Here is a 22,507-nt window from a genome sequence, read left to right on the forward strand (position 1 = left end):
GTGACGGGAGCCTGCCTGCACGCCGCATCCGGCCCCGTTGAAGCGCATCTGCGCCGGGCCGGGCGGCACCTAAAACAACAAGGGAAAGGTCCATGCAAGCCAAGGTTTCTTTGCACGCCACCGTCATGGGTGGCGTTGTCTTCTGTGCCGCAGCACTGTCCAGCGCGGCCGCTTTTGCGCAGTCCACCGACGCTGCGCCGGCACCCGTTGCCACTCCGGCCGCCCCCGCCAGCCCGTTGACGGCCAACGTCACGCTGGCCAGCCAATACCGCTATCGCGGTCTCATGCAGACCAACAACAAGCCCGCCATTCAGGGCGGTGTGGATTACGCGCTGCCCAACGGCTTCTACGTGGGCAACTGGAATTCGTCGATCAGCTGGCTGGGGGATTCCAACCCCAACGTCTCCGCTCCCATCGAGATGGATTTCTACGGCGGCTACAAGACCGAGCTGATGAAGGACGTGCCCATTGATGTGGGCGTGCTGCAGTACTACTACCCGGGCAGCTACCCCGACGGCTACACCCGCCCGCACACCACCGAGGGCTATGCGCAGATCGGCTATGGGCCGGTCTCGTTCAAGTACTCGCACGCGTTCTCCAACCTGTTCGGTTTTGCAGATAGCCACCACAGCCAGTACTTCGATCTGTCGGGCAACTTCGACACCGGCTTCTGGGGCCTGACGCTGAACCTGCACGTGGGCTACCAACAGGTGCCGCATCAGGTGGTGCGCACCTCGTATGCCGACTGGAAGGTGGGCGTGACGAAAGACTTCGGCAGCGGTTGGACGGCATCGCTTGCGTACATCGACACCAACGCTGCACGCGCCGCGTACACCAACACGCGCGGCAACTACATGGGCAAGGCCACCGCGCTGCTGGCCGTGACCAAGACGTTCTGACCATCATGACCTGAAGGAAAGGGGAGCGCATATGGACCTCGTTTATCTCGCCGGCCTTGCGGTGCTGGCGCTGGCAGTGGGCGGCTTGCTCGCCCTCTCCGGCCGGCTTGCCACCAAAGACCAACCGACCACGCACGCGATGGAGAAACAGCAATGACCTGGCTCTATGTGCTGTCCGGGGCCATCACGGTGGCCTTGTTGATCTATCTGTTCGTGGCCCTGCTGTGGCCCGAACGCTTCTAACAACACTGCGAGGCACACCATGAATGCGTTCCTCCTCCAGCTGGCGATCTATCTGGTCGTGCTGCTGGTTCTGGCCAAACCGCTGGGCGCGTATATGACTGGCGTGTTTGGCGACAAGCCATCGCGCGCGCACTGGCTCGGCCCCATCGAGCGATTGTTCTATCGCGTGGCCGGCGTCAACCCGCAGGCCGAGATGGGCTGGAAGCGCTATGCGCTGGCGGTCATCGTCGTCAACGTGCTGGGCGCGCTGGCGGTGTATGCGCTGCAACGCGCGCAGCAGTGGCTGCCGCTCAACCCGCAGGGCTTTGGTGCCATCACGCCGGATTCGTCGTTCAACACGGCCATCAGCTTTGTGAGCAACACCAACTGGCAAGGCTATTCGGGCGAAAGCACGATGAGCTATCTCACGCAGATGCTCGGACTGGCGGTGCAGAACTTCCTGTCTGCGGCCACCGGTATTGCGGTGGTGATTGCGCTTATCCGCGGGTTTGCGCGCCACTCGGCCAACACCATCGGCAACTTCTGGGTCGACTTCACGCGCGCGACGGTCTATGTGCTGCTGCCGCTGTCGATCATCGTGTCGGTGTTCTTCGTGAGCCAGGGCGTGATCCAGAACTTCGACGGCTACAAGGAGGTGACCACCGTCACCGCCACCACGTACGACAACCCGAAGATGGACGCGCAGGGCAACCCGCTCAAGGATGCCCAAGGCAACCCCGTTACCGAGAAAGCCACCACGCAAACGCAGACCCTGCCGATGGGCCCGGTCGCGTCGCAAGAGGCGATCAAGATGCTCGGCACGAACGGCGGCGGCTTCTTCAACGCCAACTCCGCACACCCGTACGAGAACCCCAACGCGCTGACCAACTTTGTGCAGATGCTGGCGATCTTCATCATCCCGGCGGCGCTGTGCTTTACGTTTGGCGGCATGGTGGGCGATGGACGGCAAGGCTGGGCGGTGCTGGCGGCGATGACGGTGCTGTTTGCCGTGCTGGCCGTCTTCCTGGCATGGGCTGAACTGCATGGCAACCCGATGCTTGCGAACCTCGGCATCGACCAGGCCGTGGGCAACATGGAAGGCAAGGAAACGCGCTTCGGCATCGTGGCTTCGTCACTGTTTGCCACCATCACCACGGCAGCGTCGTGCGGGGCGGTGAACGCCATGCATGACTCGCTGACGGCGCTGGGCGGCTTCGTGCCGATGTTCCTGATGCAGCTGGGCGAAGTGGTATTTGGCGGTGTGGGCTCGGGCCTGTACGGCATGCTGGTGTACGCCATCCTGGCCGTGTTCATCGCGGGCCTGATGATCGGCCGCACGCCGGAATACCTCGGCAAGAAGATCGAGGTGTTCGAGATGAAGATGACGTCGATCGCCATCCTTGTCACGCCGCTGCTGGTGCTGGTGGGCACGGCCATCGCCGTGGTGGTCACGCAGGGCAAGGCCGGCATCTTCAACCCCGGCACGCACGGCTTCTCTGAGGTGCTGTACGCCTTCTCGTCCGCCGCCAACAACAACGGCAGCGCGTTTGCGGGCCTGTCTGCCAACACGCCCTTCTACAACGTGGCGCTGGGCATTGCGATGTGGCTGGGCCGCTTCTGGATCATCGTGCCGGTGCTGGCGATGGCAGGCACGTTTGCCGCCAAGAAGCGCCTGCCCGTGACGGCCGGCACGCTGCCCACGCACGGCCCGCTGTTTGTGGTGCTGCTGATCGGCTCGGTGTTGCTGGTGGGCGCGCTCACGTATATCCCCGCGTTGGCCCTCGGCCCCATTGCAGAACACCTCGCACGCTAAGCGCACGGCGAGTCGTCTACCCCATATCAACAGGTGCCTTATGGCTATCCGTTATCCCGAATCCGAACCGGCTGTGCGTACGGTCAAGCACAAGCTTGAGCCGAGCGCCGGTACTGGTACTGCTGCAGCCGCCGAGCCGCAGGCACGCAGCACGCACACGACGCACACCACGCTGTCCGCCAAGGATGTGCGCAAGCTGTCGATGTTCTCGTCGGCGCTGGTCAAGCCCGCCATTGTCGATAGCTTCCGCAAGCTGTCGCCGCGCGCGCAGGCCAAGAACCCGGTGATGTTTGTCGTCTACGTTGGCAGCATCCTCACCACCATCCTGTGGGTCATGGCGCTGCGCGGCCAGGCCGAAGCGCCGGCGGGCTTCATCCTCGCCGTGTCGGTGTGGCTGTGGTTCACGGTGTTGTTCGCCAACTTTGCCGAGGCACTGGCCGAGGGCCGCAGCAAGCAGCAGGCCGCATCGCTGCGCGGCATCAAGACCACGGTGCAGGCCAAGGTGTTGGCAGACCCGCATCGCAGAGATCGGGTGGAAGCGCGCGCCGCCACCGCGCTGCGCCGTGGCGACATCGTGCTCATCGAAGCCGGCGACATGGTGCCCGGCGACGGCGAGGTCATCGAAGGCGTGGCCTCGGTGGACGAAAGTGCCATCACCGGCGAATCGGCGCCGGTCATCCGCGAATCGGGCGGGGATTTCTCGTCCGTGACCGGCGGCACGCGCGTGCTGTCGGACTGGATCATCGTGCGCATCACCGCCAACCCCGGCGAGAGCTTCCTTGATCGGATGATCTCGATGGTGGAAGGCGCCAAGCGCCAGAAGACGCCCAACGAACTGGCGCTGACGATCCTGCTGGTGAGCCTGACCATCATCCTGATGCTGGCGACTGTCACGCTGCTGCCGTACTCGATCTTCTCGGTGGACGCGATGAAGGCCGGTTCGCCGATCACGATCACCGTGCTCGTCGCGCTGCTGGTGTGTCTGATTCCGACCACCATTGGCGGTCTGCTCTCCGCCATCGGCGTGGCGGGCATGAGCCGCATGATGCAGGCCAACGTGATTGCCACCTCCGGCCGCGCCGTGGAAGCGGCCGGTGATGTGGATGTGTTGCTGCTCGACAAGACCGGCACGATCACGCACGGCAACCGCCAGGCGTCGCGCTTCATTCCCGCGCCGGGCGTGACGGCCAAGCAGTTGGCCGAGGCCGCATGGCTGTCGTCGCTGGCCGATGAAACGCCGGAAGGCCGCAGCATCGTCACGCTCGCGCGCAATCTGGGCGAGGCATCCATCGATGAAGCGGCGCTGGCGAAGACGCAGCCGGTGTACGTGGCTTTCTCTGCGCAGACGCGCATGAGCGGTATCAATGTCTCGCATGCCGGTGACGCCCGCCAGATCCGCAAGGGCGCGGCCGATGCGATCCGCACGCATGTGACGCTGCTGGCCGGCAAGTTTCCCGATGCGGTGTCGACGGCTGTGGATGACGTGGCACGCGCGGGCGGTACGCCGCTGGTGGTGTCCGACAACGACCGCGTGCTCGGCGTGGTGGAACTGAAGGACATCGTGAAGGCCGGCATCCGCGAGCGCTTTGCCGAGCTGCGCCAGATGGGCATCAAGACGGTGATGATCACCGGCGACAACCGCCTGACCGCCGCGTCCATCGCCGCCGAAGCCGGCGTCGACGACTTCATTGCCGAAGCCACGCCCGAGACCAAGCTGGCGCTGATCCGCGAACAGCAGGCGCAGGGCCGCCTCGTTGCCATGACCGGTGACGGCACCAACGATGCGCCCGCCCTGGCACAGGCCGACGTGGCCGTTGCCATGAACAGCGGCACGCAGGCCGCCAAGGAGGCCGGCAACATGGTCGACCTGGATTCCAGCCCCACCAAGCTGATCCAGATTGTCGAGATCGGCAAGCAGATGCTGATGACGCGCGGGTCGCTCACCACGTTCTCGATCGCCAACGATGTGGCGAAGTATTTCGCCATCATCCCGGCCGCGTTTGCGACGACGTATCCGCAGCTCGCCGCACTGAACGTGATGCACCTGGCAACGCCGGCATCCGCCGTGATGAGCGCCGTGATCTTCAACGCGCTGATCATCGTGTTCCTGATTCCGCTGGCATTGAAAGGCGTGAAGTACCGCGCGCTGGGAGCCGCCGCGCTGCTGCGCCGCAATCTCTTGATCTACGGCCTGGGCGGCCTGCTGCTGCCCTTCCCGGGCATCAAGCTCATCGACATGTTCCTGGCCGCAATGGGCTGGGTTTAAGGAAGGAGTGCATTCATGGCAACCACAACTCAAGCGCGTCAACCTGTTCAGGCCGATGTGCCGCAACAAGGTGGCCTGCTGCGTGCGGCGCTGGTGGTCTTCGTCGGGCTGTCGCTCATTACGGGGGTGCTGTATCCGGTGGTGGTGACGGGCGTGGGCAAGGCGCTGTTTCCGGCGCAGGCGGGGGGCTCGATCATCGAGCGTGACGGCAAGGCGGTCGGGTCTTCGTTGATCGGGCAGAACTTTGACACCCCGGAGTATTTCTGGGGGCGGATCTCGGCGACTGCGCCGAATCCGTATAACGCGCAGGCTTCTGGTGGCTCCAACCTTGGGCCGAGCAACCCGGCGTTGACGGAGGCGGCGAAGGCGCGCATTGCTGCCCTGAAGGAAGCGGACCCTGGGAATGCCGCGCCGATTCCTGCTGATCTTGTGACGGCTTCTGCGAGTGGGCTGGACCCGGAGATTAGTCCTGCTGCTGCGGCGTATCAGGTGGAGCGGGTTGCGCGTGCGCGGCATCTCTCCGCTGACCTGGTGAAGAAGGCTGTGGCTGAGAACACCAAGGGGCCGGTGCTTGGGGTGTTTGGCGAGCCTACCGTCAATGTGTTGGAGCTGAATTTGGCGTTGGATGATTTGAAGTGAGGGGTTGGGGTTTTGTGGACTGCTGGGTTTGATGTTGGTGGTCCATCCCCCTTTCGTTCCCTGCCGGGACCGACTTACTTTTCTTTGTCTTGCCAAAGAAAAGTAAGCAAAAGAAAGGCGCGCCCGAGATGGCGAAAGATTCCTTGAATTTGCGTAACCGGGCGGAGGTGGGGAAAACTCGCTGCGCTCAGACAGTTCCCCACCTTTTTTCCGCCCGCTTACGAAAATTCAAGGCGCCATCTAGGGCAGGAACGTCAACGGCCAAAACGGTGGTTTGCGTGCCTTATCGGTGTCTTGTGTGTTGCGGTGTGCTGCTTCGCTTCGCTCGCCATCTCCACCTAGTCTTACTGACTTGCCTTGCCTCGCGTCTTGGCGCGTACCCACTACAGCGTTTGTACTTCGATGGTGTGTCCGTACCCTGCCCTAGATGGCGCCTTGAATTTCTGTTGCAGGGAGGAAAAAGGAAGGGAAACTGTCTGAGCGCAGCGAGTTTTTCCCTTCCCCTCCCTGCGACATAAATTCAAGGAATCTTTCGCCATCTCGGGCGCGCCTTTCTTTGCTTACTTTCTTTGGCAAGACAAAGAAAGTGAGTCAGCCCCGGCAGGGGATGAAACAGGGGATGCACCAACAACAAAAAAGCACCCAAAATACAAGCCATGCCAGATAACGAGCGCCCGAACCCCGACCAACTCCTAGCCGAACTCCAATCCGGCCAAGAGCAGTCCGCCCGCGGCAAACTCCGCATCTATTTCGGCGCCTCGGCCGGCGTAGGCAAAACCTACGCGATGCTGGCAGCAGCAAAGGCCGCCCGCGCCGCTGGCATCGACGTCATCATCGGTCTGGTCGAAACCCACGGCCGCGCCGAAACCGCCGCGCTGGTCGCAGACCTTGAGCACCTTCCCACACGCCAAGTCGAATACAAGGGCCGCACGCTGCCCGAATTCGATCTGGATGCCGCACTGGCGCGCCGGCCCGCACTCATCCTCGTCGACGAGCTTGCCCACTCCAACGTGGCAGGCTCGCGCCACCCCAAGCGCTGGCAGGACATCGAAGACCTGCTGGCTGCCGGCATCGACGTCTGGACCACCGTCAACGTCCAGCATCTCGACAGCCTGAACGAGGCCGTCGGCAGCATCACCGGCATCCGTGTGTGGGAAACCGTGCCGGATGCGGTGTTCGATGCGGCCAACGAAGTCATCCTCGTCGACCTGCCCGCCGATGAACTGCTGCGCCGCCTGGCCGAGGGCAAGGTCTACATGCCTGAGCAGGCGCAGCACGCCGCGCGCAATTTCTTCCGCAAGGGCAACCTCATCGCGCTGCGCGAACTCGCCCTGCGCCGCACCGCCGATCGCGTGGACGACGATGTGCAGGCCTATCGCCGCGCGCGCCGCATTGAAAACGTCTGGCGTACGCGCGAAACCGTCGTCGCGTGCCTGGACCCGCAGGGCGATGGCGAACAGGTCATCCGCAGCGCGGCGCGCCTGGCCGCGCAACTGGAATGCGACTGGCATGCCGTGGCCGTGGTGATGCCGCATCTGCGCGCCGCCGATGCGCGCACCGAGCGTTTGCATGCCCTGCTCAAGCTGGCCGAAGACGCCGGTGCCAAGGTGGAGACGCTGGCCGGCACCAACGCCGTCGAGGCGATCACCGGTTATATCCGCCGCCACAACATCACCAAGGCGGTGATCGGGCGGCCGCCGGAGAAGCGCTGGCGATCGGCGCGCGCCATCGTGGTGGCGCTGCGGCTGGCGATCGGGCTGGAGCGCCGCCTGCCGAGCGGTGACTTTGCCGAAGCGCTGGCCCGGCAGTGCCCCGAGGTCGACGTGATCCGTGCGGCGGCGGACCCGGCGCATATCCAGTTGCCGCCGCGCGCGGCGGACATTGGCCGTGCCGACGTGCGCAGCGAGGCGCAGCGTGCGGCGGATGCGCAAGCCAGTTGGCTCAAGCCGGCTTATGTGGCCGCTTGTGTGTATGTGGGCGTGGCGACGGCGCTGTCCAGCCTCGTGCGGCCGGTGTTCGATCTGGCCAACATCGTCATGCTGTTCCTGGCCGCCGTGGTGGCGGTGGCGATGCGCCATGGGCGCGGGCCGGCGGCGCTGGCGTCGGTGCTGTCGGTGGCGCTGTTCGATTTCTTCTTCGTGCCGCCACGTTTTTCCTTTGCCGTGAGCGACGTGCAGTACCTGCTGACCTTTGGGGTGATGCTGGCGGTCGGCATGCTGGTGGGCCAGTTGACGGCCGGCCTGCGTGAACAGGCCGAGGTGGCGGTGCAGCGCGAGGCGTCGGCACATGCGCTGTATGAGGCCGCGCGGGAGTTGTCCGCCGCGCTCACGCTGGACCAGATCGTCAGCATCGGCGGGCGCTTCGTCAACGCAACGTTTGGCGGGCGCTGTGCGTTCTTCTTCGTCGGGCTCGATGGGCGGCTGGGCGCACCGCAGATTGCCAAGCCGGAAGGCAGCACCGATGCGCCGTCCGGCATGCCCAACCTCGACCGCGTGCTGGCAGATTGGACGTATCAGCACGGCCAGCCCGCCGGCACGGGCACGCATACGCTGCCGTCGGGCTCGGTGCTGTATCTGCCCTTGAAGGCGCCGATGGCCATTCGCGGAGTGCTCGCGGTGGAGCCCGAAACCTTCCAGGTGCTCGCCCAGCCCGACAACCGCCGCCAGATCGACGCCTGCGCCACCCTCATCGCCATCGCCATCGAGCGTGTGCATTACGTGGAAGTGGCGCGCGACGCCTTAGTGCGGATTGAATCGGAGCGGCTGCGCAATTCGCTGCTGGCCGCCGTGTCGCACGACTTGCGCACGCCGCTCACAGGCCTGGTGGGGATGGCCGAGACGCTGCTGCGCGCGCAGCCGCCCTTGCCCGCGTTGCAGGCCGAAGCTGCAGCCGCCATCGGCCAGCAGGCGCAGCGCATGCGCACCATGGTCACCAACCTGCTCGACATGGCGCGCCTGCAGAACCAGGACGTCAAGCTGCGGCTGGAATGGCAATCGATCGAGGAGCTGGTGGGCGCGGCGCTGCAGGCGAACCCGCTGCCCGATCATCGTGTGGTGGTGGATCACCTCGCGGCGTTGCCGCTTATTCGCTGCGATGGGTCGCTGATGGAGCGTGTGCTGTCGAACCTGCTGGAGAACGCGGGCAAGTTTGCGCCGGCCGGTACCGAGGTCCGCGTCTCGGGCGAACTCGTCCACGACGAAGCACGCGGCAACGAACTGCGCCTGCGGGTGCGCGACCACGGGCCGGGTGTGCCCGCCGGCGCGGTGCGCACCATCTTCGAGAAGTTCACGCGCGGCGAGAAGGAATCGGCCACCACGGGCGTCGGCCTGGGCCTGGCGGTGTGCGAGGCGATCGTCAGCGCCCATCACGGCCGCATCTGGGTGGAGGCGCCGGCGGATGGCGGCGCGTGCTTTGTCGTCGCCCTGCCCGCCGCCGAGCCGCCGCCTGTGGAAGACGCCGAGCCCATCGCCTAGCCTGGCTGCACCGTTGCAGGGCATATGGACATGCCGAAAAAGTCGTTCGGTTACGTGGGCCGCTATGACAGGATCGCGTCACACGCCCGCTACCCGCGGGCGGATTTCATTCACGACAAGATCCACGAGGTTTCTCCATGTCTCTGTTCTCCCGCCTTGCGCGCGTGGCCGTACCGGCCATTGCCTTTGCCGTCGCCACCGCCGCCAACGCCGACACCAAGCAGATCAAGCTCGGCACCATGAGCGGCCCCGATGCGCAAATCTGGGAAGTCGTTCAGAAGGTCGCCAAGAAGGACGGCCTCGACGTCAAGATCATCGAGTTCAACGATTACGCCCAGCCCAACCCCGCGCTCGATTCGGGCGACCTGGACGCCAATGGCTTCCAGCATCAGCCCTTCCTCGACAGCCAGATCCAGGCGCGGCATTACAAGATCGTCAACGTGGGCCTGACCTACGTGGCGCCGATGGGCTTCTACTCGAAGAAGGTCAAGTCGCTGGCGCAGCTCAAGGAAGGCGCCAAGGTCGGCATCCAGAACGATCCGTCCAATGGCAACCGCGCGCTGCTGCTGCTGCAGAAGGCCGGCGTGATCAAGCTGAAGGCGGGCGCCGGCACGAACGGCAACAACGCCACCCCGCGCGACGTGGTCGAGAACCCGAAGAAGATCAAGCTGATCGAGCTGGATTCGGCGCAGCTGCCGCGCTCGCTGGATGACCTGGACGCCGCTTCGATCAACACCGACTACGCCGTCAAGAACGGCCTGACGCCGACCAAGGACGCCATCGCCCTGGAAGATCGCCAGGGGCCGTACGCCAACCTGATCGCCGTGCGTGAAAAAGACAAGAACCAGCCCTGGGTGAAGACGCTGGTGCGCGCCTACCAATCGGAAGACGTGCGCAAGTTCATCGACACCCAGTTCAAGGGCGCGATCCTGCCGGCGTTTTAAGTTGGGCTGCTAAGTCAGCAGTTACTTTCGCCGATCGGCCCGAAGTTGAACCGTGGCGCACCGCGAGCTTGACGTGAGCTTTCGGTGCGCCATGTGCTTTGTTGCGTTGCATCATCGTTTGACGCTTGCAATCGTTTTCGTCACACGTGGCGCGCCGGCAACGCTTGTAGCTTCTCGTTACATTAAGTAGTTCTACCTTATTGCAACGCAGCAAACGATTCGCTATAGTAGGAACTGTCTCCTCCACCCTCCTTGGTGGATTGTGGCCCGAGCACCTGGTGCTCGGGCTTTTTTCTTTGGCGCGCGGCTTTCGTTGTTCTTCTGGCCGCCTTGCATCTCAGCCGGTTCTGGCTACTCTGAATTCTCATCTTTTCGGCGTCTTGCTCCGGGGGCGTTGCCCGATAGCAACGAGCGCAGCTTTTTCAAGCGGGCGCTTCGAGCCACGCTTCGATCGCTCAAGCGCGTCAGAGCGGTGCCCGCCCAAAGCGTTGCCTGCATCACGTTGTCGCCGCGAATGTGCGCCCAACGGTGTGCTTTGTGCAGCTAACATCGCGAAATTGCGTCAGTTTTTGTCCTACAAGGGTTTCGGCGAACCCCGGACAGTCTGACTGCACCCCCTCCACTAAACTTCACCTTGCTCTCTCTTTAGAGAGCACTCCCCCCCTTTTGAGCCCGCCCCTGTTGCGGGCTTCATTTTTTTCGGGCACGATTTCTTCCATCCCGACGCTGTCGACACCGGCGTCGGAAGCTCAAAAGGTTGGGGGAATCGCTCAAGGCCCGCGCAGTTGAAAAGCTGCGCGGGCTTTGTTTTTTTCCGGCGCCGTGCATCGACTTCGCCTGACAAGGCCTCCGCGCGGTGCTTCAATGGCGGCTGACGGTGGCGTCACACAGTGCAGACACGGTGCGCTTCGCCCCGATACCCACAACAACAAGGACTGGCCGATGGAAGGTTTCGCGCAACTCGCCGTGCTGGTGGTGGACGACCACCCCGTGCAACGGGCTGCCGCCCGGCAACTGCTCCATACGCTGGGCGTGCAGCAGATCCTGACCGCTTGCGACGGCCGCGAGGCGCTCTACCTCCTCCAGCTCTGCCACGTCGATCTCGTGCTGTGCGACATCGACATGCCTGGCATGAACGGCCCCGAACTGATGGAGCAGATGCACTTGCGCGGCGGCCGCGTCTTTCCGCGACAGGCGCCCGTGTGGGCGTGGGTCAGCGCGATGGATGCGCCGATCGTGGAGTCGCACGTCGGCCTGGCCGATGCGATCGGGCTGACGCGCACGCACGGTGTGCAAAAGCCGCTGCGCCCGGCGCACGTCCTGCCGTTGCTCGAAGAAGCCGCCGCGCGCGAGCTGGACAGGGCGCCCGCTGCAACCCCGGGCTTGCCGCAGTTTTCCGATGATGAACTGGCCGCGCTGATCCACGAAACGCCCGAGCAGATCGAAGTCGTCTTTCAACCGCAGCACGATCTGGCCAGCAATCAGATTGCGGGCGCCGAGGCGCTCTGCCGCTGGATGCACCCCGTGCACGGGCGTGTGTCGCCCGCCGCGTTCGTGCCGCGCCTGGAAGCGCTCGGGCTGGCCGATGGCCTGTTCTTTCACGTGCTGGAGCATTGCGTGCGCGTGCAGCACGCGCTGGCTGCGCATGCGCATCCGGTTTCGATCGGGGTGAATGCGTCTGCGCAGACGCTGAGCCGGGCCGGCACCATCGACCGTATCGAAGCGGCCGTGCGCGAGGCGCGCATTGCGCCGGCGGCCATCACCATCGAGCTGACGGAGGATTCGCCCGTGCCGGATGCTACGCAGCTGACCATCGCGCTGAACCGCTTGCGCCTGCTGGGCCATCCGCTGGCCATCGACGATTTTGGGGTGGGCATTGCGACGCTCAAGCTGCTGGCCGACCTGCCCTTCACCATTCTCAAGATCGATCGGTCGTTTACGGCGGCGGTGGATCAGACCAGCCAGCGCGGCGTGATCTGCCGCACGATGATCGAACTGGCGCGCACCCTGCAGCTCGAGTGCATTGCCGAAGGCGTGGAAACCGATGCGCAGCGCCAGACCTTGCGCGCGCTCGGCTGCGCCACGGGCCAGGGGTATCTGTGGGCCGCGCCGCTTTCCGTTACGGCGTTTCTGGCGCACGTGCAGGCGGCGGCTTGAGGGCGAATGCCGCAGGGCCATTCAGTTTTCCTCAGCCCTGATAGAAACAGCTTCTGCCCCGAAAGGTTACATCCTGCAAAAGTAAGAAAAGTCTGACCCCGCCGCGCATATCAGGTGAGTAAGGTACCCGCTCCCCTCTGCGGCCTTCCCTCCTTCCATGACGGCTCCGATCTCTCCCACCCTGCTGTTCGCCAGGCACGACACGCCATCGCCGGCGAAGCGTTTGAGCTGACGGCGCGCGCATGTCCTCTGTCCTCTCGATCGTGATGGCAGACGATCATCCATTGATTCTGCGGGGGCTGGCCGTGGCCCTTGGGCAGTTTCCGCAACTGCGTGTCGTCGCACAGGCACACGACGGACGCGAGCTGCTGGAGGTACTTCTACGCGCCGACTGCAACGTCATCGTGACCGACTACAACCTCGGCGGCGACCCCGCTTTCGACGGCATGCAACTGCTGGCGCGCCTGCGCAAGAAGCATCCGAAGCGTGCCATCGTGGTCTGCACGATGGTTCACAACCCGGCGCTCCTGCGCGTCATGCGGCAAATCGGCGTGTCGGGCATTGTGAGCAAGAACGATGATCTCGTTCATGTCGGCCACGCTGTCATGGCCGGCGCGCGCGGCGTGCGCTATGACAGCCCGCGCATCCTGGAGGACACGGGCCTTGGTTCCAACGAACGGAGTGTGTTCGAGCGACTGAGCGTGCGCGAGCGCGAAGTGCTTCGCATGTATGCCGGCGGCATGGCCGTGTCGGACATTGCGCTGAGGCTCGGTTCGAGCATCAAGACGGTCAGCACGCAAAAGACTATGGCATTGCGCAAGTTGGGGCTGGCGCGCGAGACGGATCTCTTTCAGTACATTCGCGACAGCGGATTGAAGGCGCTGCGCTAAGCGCCCGGTTCAGCCTGCCCGGCGGGGCATCGGCACGGCTTGCGTTGGGGTGACGCCCGTGTCGGATGCCTGCCGGGGCGATGCTTCCACGCCCATCAGCCAATTGAACAACGGCGTTGCCAGCATGGCGCCGAGCAATTGCGCGAGCATGTAGCCCGGGACATCCCCCGGGCGGATGCCGGAGGGGCCGTCGGTCAGCGCGCAGGCAAAGGCCAAGACGGGGTTGGCCAGCGATGACGACGACGTGAACCAATATCCGGCTGCGATATAGGCGGCCACCACCAGCGGCAATTGCTTCGGCGCGTGACGGCCGCAGGCGATGCCCACCCCAATCAATCCGAACGTTGCCAGTGCCTCGCTCCACCACAGGGCGGGTCCGGTTGCGGCATGCGTGCCTGGCGCCCACGCCGGCATGCCGAACATGGCGTGCGCAGCGGCCACGCCCAGCGCGGCGCCCACGGCCTGCGCAGCCAGGTAGGCCAGGGCCTCATGCCCACGCAGACCGCCCCGCAGCCACGCCGACAGCGTGACCGCCGGGTTCAGGTGCGCCCCCGACACCGGCGCAAACACCGTCAACAGCGTCAGCAGACCCGCGCCACCGGCCAGCGATTGCGCCAGCAGCGTCCACGTGGCATCGCCGCCGGAGAGCCGGCTTGCGTGGATGCCGGTGCCGATCACCACTGCAATCAGCAGGGCTGTGCCGAGCCCCTCCGCGACGATGCGACGAGCTAGCGACGGTGCAGCGGACGGGGCTGAAGCCGCGGTGCGAAGGTGGGAAACAGTGGCCATGCGGAAAAAGGGGCAAGCGATGCCAGGTGCATCGCGCGGGAGTGTGGAATGTCCGCCGGGGCTGATCAATGCACGCGGGCGCGCTTGTGTCGCGCGCCCGAGTATCGAATCGTGTGAGGTGTAACGCGACTCAAGCCGGGCTTGCCGCGCCGGCCGCGGCCAGTTGCCGCTGCTGTGCGCCCAGTCGCGCAAAACCCACGGCCGCCGCACCGAGCGCCGCCAGCATGGCGATGCATCCCGCCATCGTGCCGTGCGCCATGCCGATGGCACCGCCGCCTGCGGCAAACGTGAAATACAGCCCGCCGATGCAGGCGACGCCCAGCGCGCCCGCCAATTGCTGCGCGGTAATCAGCAGCCCTGCTGCTGCACCGGCTTGCGTGCGTGCTACGCCGGTCAGCACCAGGCCGATCAACGGGACGACCACCAGGCCTTGCCCCGCGCCGTACAGCGCCACGGCAATGCTGATGCGCGCCATGCTCGGCGTGGCGGGGTGCGCCCACGCCGTGCCGAAACCCGACAGCAGCATCAGCAGCCCCAGCGCCATCAGGCCGAGGCCTGCCAACAGCGCGCGAACGCCATGGCGCCGCACCAGCGCATTTGCCACCCGCGACGTGATGAGAAAGGTGATGGCCAGCGGCAGGATGGCGACGCCCATGCGCACCGCAGACAGCTGCCGCCCGTTTTGCAGATACAGCGTCAGCACGAGGAAGAAGGCCATCATCCCGATGTAGTGCAGCGCCGATGCCGTCAGGCCGGTCATGAACGCGCGATGCTGCAGCAAGGTGGGCGGCAGCAGCGGCGTACCGCCGGCGTGGTCGACACGGGCCTCAAGCTGTTGGAACGTCGCCATGCCCAGCACGCCTGCGGCAAGCAGTGCCAGCGTCCACACTGGCCAGTGCAGTTCGCGACCGAACAGCAGCGGTACCAGCACGGCGGCCACGCTGACGGCCATCCACGCCACGCCGGCGGTATCGAGATGCACCTTTGCCGCGTCGGCGCCCGGGCGTGGAATCCAGCGCCAGCCGAGCAGCGCGGCGGTCAGCCCGACCGGCACGTTGATCAGGAAGGCCGAGCGCCAGCCGAGTCCGGCGATATCTGCGCTGGTGAGTGCGCCGCCTACCAGCAAGCCGGCTGCCCCGCCCGTGCCCATCACCAGGCCGAAGATCGACAGCGCCCGGTCACGCTCGGCGCCGGCAAAGAGCGCCTGCACGCTCGCCAGCACTTGCGGCACCATCATCGCGGCCGAGAGGCCCTGCGTGAAACGCCATGCAATGAGCGCCGCCGCGCTGCCCGCCAGCCCGCAACCGGCCGAGGTGGCGGTAAAGGCCACGAGGCCCAGCAGGAAGACGCGCCTGCGACCGAACAGGTCGCCCAGACGGCCGCCGGTGATGAGCAGAATCGCGTAGCCAAGCTGGTACACCGCGAGCACGGCCTCGAGTTGCGCGGGCGTGGCATGCAGGCTTGTGCGGATGCTCGGGATCGCCACATTGGCGATGAACGCGTCGACGATGAACATGAATTGCGCCGTCACCATCACACCAAAGGCGAGCCAGCGACGGGGTTCCGAGGCGGAGGAAGCAGAAGAAAGGTGGGTCACGATCGGCTCCGGAAAGAGAGGTGAACGCAGCGTAGGTGCGCGCGCCGATTCGATGCAGAGCTAGGATTAACCTAGGATTAGCTTGTCCCTCCCACCCACACGCGCCGCCGTGTGTAATACCGCCATGGACGATTTCACCGCCGACCTCGCGCCCTTGCCTGCCGCGCCCCGCAACGAGCTGGGCGAATTCCTGCGCAGCCGCCGCAGCCATCTACGTCCGCAGGATGTGGGGCTGCCCGAGGGCACCGGGCGCCGCCGCACCGCCGGGCTGCGCCGGGAAGAGGTCGCGCAGCTCGCCAACATCAGCATCGATTGGTATGTGCGCATCGAGCAGGGGCGCGACGTGCGGCCCTCAGTGGCGACCATCGAGGCGATCGGGCGTGCGCTGAAGCTGTCTTCGGATGAACGCGCGCACATGCGCGGCCTGGCGCGCGCGGAGTCGGTCTTGACGGGCGCAGCGGCTGCGGCGTCGGGGCGTCCGGCCGCCGAGGCGGTGCCCGATGTCTTGCGCCGCGCTGTTGCCGGCATGGTCTTGCCGGCCCACGTGCGCAGCTACCGCACCGAGTTGCTGTGCTGGAACGAGGCGACCTCGCAGCTCTTCATGGATTTCGGCACGATGCCGCCGGAAGACCGCAACTCGCTGGTCTACATGTTCCTGTATGCCAATGCGCGCGAGCGTTTTGTCGAATGGGAAAACGAGGCGCGCCGCATGCTGGCGAAGTTTCGCGCGGTGTACGACCCGCACGCAGACGACCCGGTACTCGTGGCGCTGGTGGACCGGCTGCGCACCAGCAGCCGCGAGTTCGATACGTGGTGGCGCCAGCACGAAGTGCGCGCCCAGCGCGCGGAGCACAAGCTGATTCGCACGCCCGGCGGCAAGGTCGTCCGCTACGACTACATCGGCCTGCCGGTGATGGAAGACCCGCGCCTGCGCATGGTGCTGTACGTGCCGGTCGAAGACGGCGCTTGAACGTTCAGGCCGTCAGCGTTCAGGCCGTCAGCGCCGCCAGGATGGTGTCGGTGTCGCGCACACGGCCCAGTCGCGGGAACACGTTTTCCACCGACGAGCCATGCATCGCCGCATCGTTCGAACTCATCGCATCTTCGGCCAGCACCAGCGCGTAGCCGTGCTCCCACGCGGCGCGCGCTGTCGATTCCACGCCCACATGCGTCGAGATACCGCCCAGCACGATGGTGGTGATGCCGCGACGGCGCAGTTGCAGATCCAGCTCGGTGCCGTAGAACGCGCCCCACTGGCGCTTGGTGATCTGGATGTCGGTGGGCGCCACTTCCAGCTCGGCAGGCTGTTCCCACCATTGCGGCGGCAGGCCGCCGGGCTGTGTGGGCGTGGGGCGGTCGACGGGCTGGCGCGGCGCATCGGCGTAGTCGGCGGCCCAGCCCACGCGCACGAGCACCACGGGCGCCCCCAGCTCGCGAAAGCGCTTGGCCAACTTGGCGGACGCGCCCACAACCTGCTCGGCCGTATGCGGCCCCTGCGCGAACGGCAGGATGCCGCGTTGCAGGTCGATCAGCACCAGCGCGGTGGTCTTCGCAGACAGGGCAGACAGGGTTTGCAGCGGTTCAGACATCAGGTGCTCCAGGTCAATCGGATTTACGGACGGCGGATGACACACGTTGCCGTGGCATGCGCGAGCAATGTGCCGTCCTGCGTCTTGAGCGTGCCCTCCGACACGCCGATCGTGCGCGAGACATGCAGCACGCGCCCAACGGCCACCAGCGGTGTATCCACCGGTACGGCCTTCACCATCTTGACGTTCAGGTCGACCGTGCCGTAGCCGACGCCCGCTTCCAGCATCGAATGCACGGCGCAGCCCGTTACGGAATCGAGCACCGTCGCCGCAAAGCCGCCGTGCACACCGCCCAGCGGATTGAGGTGGCGCTTGTCGGCCTGGGCGGTGAAGTGCACGGTGCCCGCTTCGATGGAATCCATCGTCATCGGGATGGTTTCGCTGATGGACGCGCGCGGCAGCTCGCCGTGCGACATGGCCTGCAGCAATTGCAGGCCGGTCATTTGGGACGGGTGCATGGGGAAGGTCTGGTGGAGTTGCGGTGAGGTGACTCGACACTCTACCGCGAGCCTGATTGCCGGGGCTGCAATGCGTTGCATTGGACGACGCAACAACGCGCGTCTGCCCATGCCCCAATGCGGGTAGACCCTGACGTTGCGCGCACGCCGACGCGAAAGGCTCCAGAAAGGTGGTCCCTTCTACGCTCGCCCAGCGATTGCATCGGCGGCCTGACCCACCGCCGTCGCGCGTTTTCCGAAGCCGGCACCACGACCGGACACCATCACCCACAAAGGAAGGAGACTTCAATGTCCCGCATCAAGTTTGCCCTTGCGGCAACAGCAGCTGCGGCGGCCACGCTGGCCACCGGCGCCCACGCCCAGTCGTCGAACGTGACGCTCTACGGGCTGATCGACACCACCATCAGCACCGTCAACAACGCCAATGCCTCGGGCGCGCGCCTGACCGGCTTCCAGGTGCCCTGGTTCTCGGGCAGCCGCTGGGGCCTGACCGGCAAGGAGGACCTGGGCGGCGGCACGTCGGCCATCTTCCGCCTGGAATCCGAATTTGAAACGCCGACCGGCAACATGGACACCCCTGGCGTGCTGTTCAACCGCGACGCCTGGGTGGGCTTGCAGAGCGAGGCGCTGGGCAAGCTGACCTTCGGCCGTCAGAACGCGATTGCGCGCGACATCTCGGCCATCTACGGCGACCCCTACACGAGCGCCTCGGTGAGCCTGGATGAAGGCGGCTACACCAACGTCAACAACTTCAAGCAGCTGATTTTCTACGCAGGCAGCGCCACCGGCACACGCATGAACAACGGCGTGGTGTGGAAGAAGATGTGGGACGGCCGTTTCCTCACGGCCCTGGGTTATCAGTTTGGTGAAGTGCCGGGCCAGTTCACGCAAGGCACGACCGAATCGCTCGCGCTGGGCTACAACGGCGACAACTTCCACCTGGCCGGCTTCGCGCAACAGGCCAAGGTGGGCGGCTTCATGGACCGTTCGTATTCGGTGGGCGGCAACGTGATCTTCGGCATGTTCCGCGTGAATGCCGGTTACTTCCACTACACCGGCGAGCAGCCGGCCGCGATCGGCAACCGCAGCGACAACGCATACACCCTGTCGCTGAAGGTGGCGCCCCCGGGTGCGTTCGACTACGAAATCGGCTACCAGATCATGAAGGCCAACAACGCCGCCTTCAGCGCCGACGGCAACACCCTCAACGCGTATGCGAGCGTCGTGGGCGCCACCGCAGCGGGCAGCGGCCGCAAGAACACGCTGTACGGCTCGGTGTTCTATCACGTGTCCAAGCGCACGGAGTTCTACGTCGCGGCGGACTACATGAAGCTGAAGGATCAGTACATCGTGGGCAGCACCAACGGCCACAACAGCCAGACGGAGTTCGCCGTCGGTATGCGGACGCGCTTCTAAGCGAGTGTTTGGCTTGAGCTAGCGGCGCTCGCGCACCTGATCGACAAACTTGTTGGTATAGGTGCGCGAGAGGTCGATGTGCTTGTCGCGCGCGTTGGCATTGCTGGCGGCGAGGACGCGCAGGACGGTGGGTGGGCCGTCGTCCGGCATGCGTCCGTCGGTGCTGAAGGTGGGCAACGCGGCGGCAAGCGCTTTTGCGTACAGCTCGGGATGATCGCGCCGGAATTCAGCCGGCATGCGGGCGGCAATGTCTTCCGCGCCATGCGTGTGCATGTAACGCAGGGTGTGCACGAAGGCGCGAGCCAGTTTGGCGGCGATATCCGGATGCGCTTCGAGCCATTCGGTCTGCAGATACAGGCACGCGGCCGGATACGGGCCGCCCAGCGCGGCGCGCGTGCTTTCCAGCGTGCGCAAGTCGAGCAGCACGCGGGCTTCGCCGCTGTGCACAAGACGCGAGACCGTCGGGTCGGTGGTCATGCCGGCATCGATGCGGCCGTTGCGCAGCGCGGTGACGAAGCTGCGGTCGGCGCCGACGGGCAGCATGGTGTAATCGCCGGCCGACAGCCCCTGCTGCGCCATCAGGTAGCGCGTGAGAAAGCTCGTGGATGCGCCCAGCCCCGTCACGCCCAGCGTGCGGCCGCGTAGATCGCGCATCGATTGCACGGCTGCCGGCAACCGTGTCGAGACGACTTCCGCTTCGCCCGGTACCTGACTGAATACGACGATGGCACGCACTTCCTTGCCCTTGGCTTGCAGGTCGATGGTGTGGTCATAAAAGCCGACCACGCCTTGCGCAAAGCCCGTGAGCAGTTCGCTCTCGGCATCGACGCCGGCGGGTTGCGAGAGCAGTTCCACTTCGAGCCCCTCGTCGCGGAAATAGCCCAGGCGCTGCGCCAGCGTCGCGGGCAGGTAGATCATCTTGGCGGTGCCGCTGACCATGAGCGTCAGGCGCGTCGGGTCTTGGGCGAGGGCATGGGAGGTTGCCACTGCCAGAACGGCAGCGAGCCACGGCGTGATCCAGCCCCGGAGGCCGCGTGCGCGAGCGCTCCTGCAGGTAAAAACACCCATTGAGTTGTCTCCGGCTCTTTTGTAGATATCGGTATCGCGCGGTCCGGATCTGGTGAGTGATGCCTCCGGCGCGCGTAGGCAGCCGCCACCATTCTAGGAAGCGGCAACCCACAAATCGCTTTCATTTTTCGGACGCGCTGTTTTCGCATGAAGCTGCTCCTGATCGAAGACAACGCCCCGCTGGCGCACTGGCTGTCTGAAGCCCTGCGCCGCGCCCATTTCACGGTGGATCACGCCACCGATGGCGAATCTGCCGACACGTTGTTGCTCACGCAACACTACGACGTGGTGCTGCTCGATCTGCAACTGCCCACCTTGTCGGGGCAAGGCGTATTGCAACGTTTGCGCGGACGGCGCAACGCCGTGCCGGTGCTGATCCTCACGGCCAGCGGCGGGATCGACGACAAGGTCGCATGCCTGGGTGCCGGCGCCGATGACTACCTCGTCAAGCCGTTCGAGATTCGCGAGTTGATTGCGCGGATCCAGGTGCTCGTGCGGCGCAGTGCGCCCGACCAATCCGTCGAGCTGCAATGCGGCGACCTGACGTACCACACCGGCAGCCGCACCTTCAATCTGGCCGGCCAGCCTCTGGTGCTGCCTGCGCGCGAGCACACCGTGCTCGAAATCCTCATGCTCAAGCTCGGGCGCACCGTGTCCAAACCGGCACTGGTGAACGGCGTGTTCGGGATGGACGACGAAGCCAGCCCCGAGGCCATCGAAATCTACATCCACCGCCTGCGCAAGAAGCTGGAGCATTCCGCTGCCACCATCGTTACGCTGCGCGGCCTCGGTTACCTGCTGCGCGATGCCTCTGCTGCGCAGTCCTGATCCAGCGCCAGCGCAGTCGGGCCCCGCCCCTGCGCGGGCGCACAGCCTGCGTGCGCGGCTGGTGTTGTGGCTGGCATTGCCGCTGGTCGTCTATGTGGCGGCGGACGGCTGGCTGGACTTGGCCGCCGCACGCCACAACGCCGATCTCGTGCACTTTCACGCGCTCGACACGGCCGCGCAGATGATCAGCGGCCAGGTCGAATGGGACGAAGGTCGCTTGCGCGTCTCGGTGCCGCCGGCCGCGCTGGCGGTGTTTGCCGCGCCCGAAAGCCCCGTGCGCGACCAGGTCACGTACCAGGTCAGCACAGAGCATGGCCGGCTGCTGGCCGGGCGGCTGGACTTCGGCACGCGCCCCGCGTTTGATGCGGCGGGCCTGGCGGACGCCGGCACCTACACCGATACCGTAGAGGGCCAGCCCGTGCACGTGGCGGCCGTGGTGCGCACCATGTACGACGCCGGCCGCACCGAGCGCGTCGTCACGCGCGTCGCGCAAACCACGAACGGGCGCGACGCGATGATCCGCCAGTTGTGGTGGCCGGCCACCGTGCGCCAACTCGCGCTGGTGGGCCTTGCGCTGGCGATGATCCTCATCGGCCTGACGCTGGAACTGCGACCGATCTTGCGATTGGCCGGCAATGTGTCGGCACGCGCGCCCACCGACCTTGCGCCGCTCGACCCCGACGGCCTGCAGCACGAACTGCAGCCGATTGCCGGCGCGTTCAACCAGTACCTGCAGCGCATTGCCGACAACGCGCTCACGCAGAAGCGCTTCATTGCGGATGCCGCGCACCAGATGCGCACGCCGCTGGCGATTCTCGATACGCAGATGCAGGTGGCAGCGCAAGCCAACGCCGATGCCGCGCTCCACGAAGTCCTGAAAGCCGCGCGCACCAGCACGCGCAATCTGGCGGATCTCATCAACGACTTGCTGTTGCTGTCTCAGGCCGAAGCCTCGGCCGCGACGAGCGAGGCGGTGGACCTCTCACAGGTGGCGCGTACCGTGCTGGAAGACCTCGCGCTGCTGGCCGATGGCCGCCAGATCGATCTGGGCATCGAGCCCGCTGAACAGCCTGTGTGGACGTCGGGCAACCGCACGCTGATCGCCGCCCTGCTGTTCAACCTCGTCGACAACGCCGTGCGCTACACGCAGGAAGGCGGCCACGTGACGGTGCAGGTGTCGGCGGACTACGGTTGGGCCATGCTGGCCGTGATCGACAACGGCCCTGGCATTCCGCCCGAGGCGTACACACGGGTGTTCGAACGCTTCACGCGCCTGGAAGGCACGCAGACCCAAGGCAGCGGCCTGGGCCTGGCGATCGTGCGGCAGATCGTGGATCGCATGGGCGGGCAGATTGCGCTGGCGCCCGGGCCGGGCGGCGTCGGGCTGGCGGTGACGGTGTGGCTGCGGCGCACGAGCGCGCCCGCCGCAGCGTCCGTCACCGCGCCTGCCTGACGGCTG

General features: G+C 65.5%; 19 protein-coding genes. 14 read left to right on the top strand and 5 right to left on the bottom strand.

Annotated elements, in window-relative coordinates; translation table 11 throughout:
• The first annotated feature begins 92 nt into the window (after positions 1 to 92).
• The 10 genes from ABIC76_RS09170 (at position 93) to ABIC76_RS09215 (ending at position 13,303) form a co-directional block, all read left to right on the top strand.
• Positions 93 to 899, top strand: coding sequence for a TorF family putative porin (locus ABIC76_RS09170; RefSeq protein ID WP_316896154.1), 807 nt, complete (start codon positions 93 to 95; stop codon positions 897 to 899).
• Positions 900 to 930: 31 nt separating this feature from the next.
• Positions 931 to 1,056: a hypothetical protein gene (locus ABIC76_RS09175; protein ID WP_004628489.1), complete on the top strand. Its 126-nt coding sequence runs from the start codon at positions 931 to 933 to the stop codon at positions 1,054 to 1,056.
• Positions 1,053 to 1,142: a K(+)-transporting ATPase subunit F gene (gene kdpF, locus ABIC76_RS09180; protein ID WP_102064073.1), complete on the top strand. Its 90-nt coding sequence runs from the start codon at positions 1,053 to 1,055 to the stop codon at positions 1,140 to 1,142. The genes ABIC76_RS09175 and kdpF overlap by 4 nt, the downstream gene beginning before the upstream one ends.
• A gap of 19 nt (positions 1,143 to 1,161) precedes the next feature.
• On the top strand, positions 1,162 to 2,934 hold the full coding sequence (gene kdpA, locus ABIC76_RS09185) for a potassium-transporting ATPase subunit KdpA (RefSeq protein WP_354533756.1): 1,773 nt from the start codon (positions 1,162 to 1,164) through the stop codon (positions 2,932 to 2,934).
• 40 nt (positions 2,935 to 2,974) lie between these two features.
• Positions 2,975 to 5,200, top strand: a complete 2,226-nt coding sequence (gene kdpB / locus ABIC76_RS09190) for a potassium-transporting ATPase subunit KdpB (protein WP_104564778.1) — start codon at positions 2,975 to 2,977, stop codon at positions 5,198 to 5,200.
• Between the two features lie 15 nt (positions 5,201 to 5,215).
• Positions 5,216 to 5,839: a potassium-transporting ATPase subunit KdpC gene (gene kdpC, locus ABIC76_RS09195; protein ID WP_354533757.1), complete on the top strand. Its 624-nt coding sequence runs from the start codon at positions 5,216 to 5,218 to the stop codon at positions 5,837 to 5,839.
• Positions 5,840 to 6,495: 656 nt separating this feature from the next.
• Complete coding sequence (locus tag ABIC76_RS09200; protein ID WP_354533758.1) at positions 6,496 to 9,312, top strand: DUF4118 domain-containing protein; 2,817 nt, start codon at positions 6,496 to 6,498, stop codon at positions 9,310 to 9,312.
• A gap of 137 nt (positions 9,313 to 9,449) precedes the next feature.
• Positions 9,450 to 10,256 (top strand): MetQ/NlpA family ABC transporter substrate-binding protein, encoded by an 807-nt coding sequence (locus ABIC76_RS09205; protein WP_027678773.1) that lies wholly within the window; start codon positions 9,450 to 9,452, stop codon positions 10,254 to 10,256.
• Positions 10,257 to 11,198: 942 nt separating this feature from the next.
• Complete coding sequence (locus ABIC76_RS09210) at positions 11,199 to 12,413, top strand: EAL domain-containing response regulator (RefSeq protein WP_354533759.1); 1,215 nt, start codon at positions 11,199 to 11,201, stop codon at positions 12,411 to 12,413.
• Between the two features lie 242 nt (positions 12,414 to 12,655).
• Positions 12,656 to 13,303 (top strand): response regulator, encoded by a 648-nt coding sequence (locus ABIC76_RS09215; RefSeq protein ID WP_354533760.1) that lies wholly within the window; start codon positions 12,656 to 12,658, stop codon positions 13,301 to 13,303.
• Positions 13,304 to 13,312: 9 nt separating this feature from the next.
• On the opposite strand, the gene ABIC76_RS09220 is transcribed toward ABIC76_RS09215, so the two are convergent.
• Positions 13,313 to 14,092: an aquaporin gene (locus ABIC76_RS09220; RefSeq protein WP_354533761.1), complete on the bottom strand. Its 780-nt coding sequence runs from the start codon at positions 14,090 to 14,092 to the stop codon at positions 13,313 to 13,315.
• Positions 14,093 to 14,222: 130 nt separating this feature from the next.
• Positions 14,223 to 15,689, bottom strand: coding sequence for an MFS transporter (locus tag ABIC76_RS09225; RefSeq protein WP_354533762.1), 1,467 nt, complete (start codon positions 15,687 to 15,689; stop codon positions 14,223 to 14,225).
• A 124-nt stretch (positions 15,690 to 15,813) separates the two neighbouring features.
• Here ABIC76_RS09225 and ABIC76_RS09230 point away from each other — a divergent pair, with 124 nt between their 5' ends.
• Positions 15,814 to 16,659: a helix-turn-helix transcriptional regulator gene (locus ABIC76_RS09230; protein ID WP_354533763.1), complete on the top strand. Its 846-nt coding sequence runs from the start codon at positions 15,814 to 15,816 to the stop codon at positions 16,657 to 16,659.
• 19 nt (positions 16,660 to 16,678) lie between these two features.
• On the opposite strand, the gene ABIC76_RS09235 is transcribed toward ABIC76_RS09230, so the two are convergent.
• The gene (locus ABIC76_RS09235) at positions 16,679 to 17,278 is read right to left on the bottom strand and encodes a hydrolase (RefSeq protein WP_354533764.1); all 600 of its coding nucleotides are present in this window, start codon (positions 17,276 to 17,278) and stop codon (positions 16,679 to 16,681) included.
• 23 nt (positions 17,279 to 17,301) lie between these two features.
• Positions 17,302 to 17,736, bottom strand: a complete 435-nt coding sequence (locus ABIC76_RS09240) for a PaaI family thioesterase (protein ID WP_102064083.1) — start codon at positions 17,734 to 17,736, stop codon at positions 17,302 to 17,304.
• Positions 17,737 to 18,024: 288 nt separating this feature from the next.
• Between ABIC76_RS09240 and ABIC76_RS09245 the strand changes: the two genes are divergently transcribed.
• The gene (locus ABIC76_RS09245) at positions 18,025 to 19,152 is read left to right on the top strand and encodes a porin (RefSeq protein WP_354533765.1); all 1,128 of its coding nucleotides are present in this window, start codon (positions 18,025 to 18,027) and stop codon (positions 19,150 to 19,152) included.
• Positions 19,153 to 19,170: 18 nt separating this feature from the next.
• Here the strand turns inward: ABIC76_RS09245 and ABIC76_RS09250 are convergent, their stop codons facing one another.
• Positions 19,171 to 20,220: an ABC transporter substrate-binding protein gene (locus tag ABIC76_RS09250; protein WP_354533766.1), complete on the bottom strand. Its 1,050-nt coding sequence runs from the start codon at positions 20,218 to 20,220 to the stop codon at positions 19,171 to 19,173.
• Positions 20,221 to 20,367: 147 nt separating this feature from the next.
• On the opposite strand from ABIC76_RS09250, the gene ABIC76_RS09255 reads away from it, so the two are divergent.
• The gene (locus tag ABIC76_RS09255; RefSeq protein WP_045785346.1) at positions 20,368 to 21,048 is read left to right on the top strand and encodes a response regulator; all 681 of its coding nucleotides are present in this window, start codon (positions 20,368 to 20,370) and stop codon (positions 21,046 to 21,048) included.
• Positions 21,026 to 22,501, top strand: a complete 1,476-nt coding sequence (locus ABIC76_RS09260) for a sensor histidine kinase (protein WP_354533767.1) — start codon at positions 21,026 to 21,028, stop codon at positions 22,499 to 22,501. Before ABIC76_RS09255 ends, ABIC76_RS09260 begins: the two co-directional genes overlap by 23 nt.
• Positions 22,502 to 22,507 lie beyond the last annotated feature (6 nt).

Source organism: Ralstonia sp. 1138 (genome assembly GCF_040544795.1).
GTDB classification, from domain to species: domain Bacteria; phylum Pseudomonadota; class Gammaproteobacteria; order Burkholderiales; family Burkholderiaceae; genus Ralstonia; species Ralstonia flatus.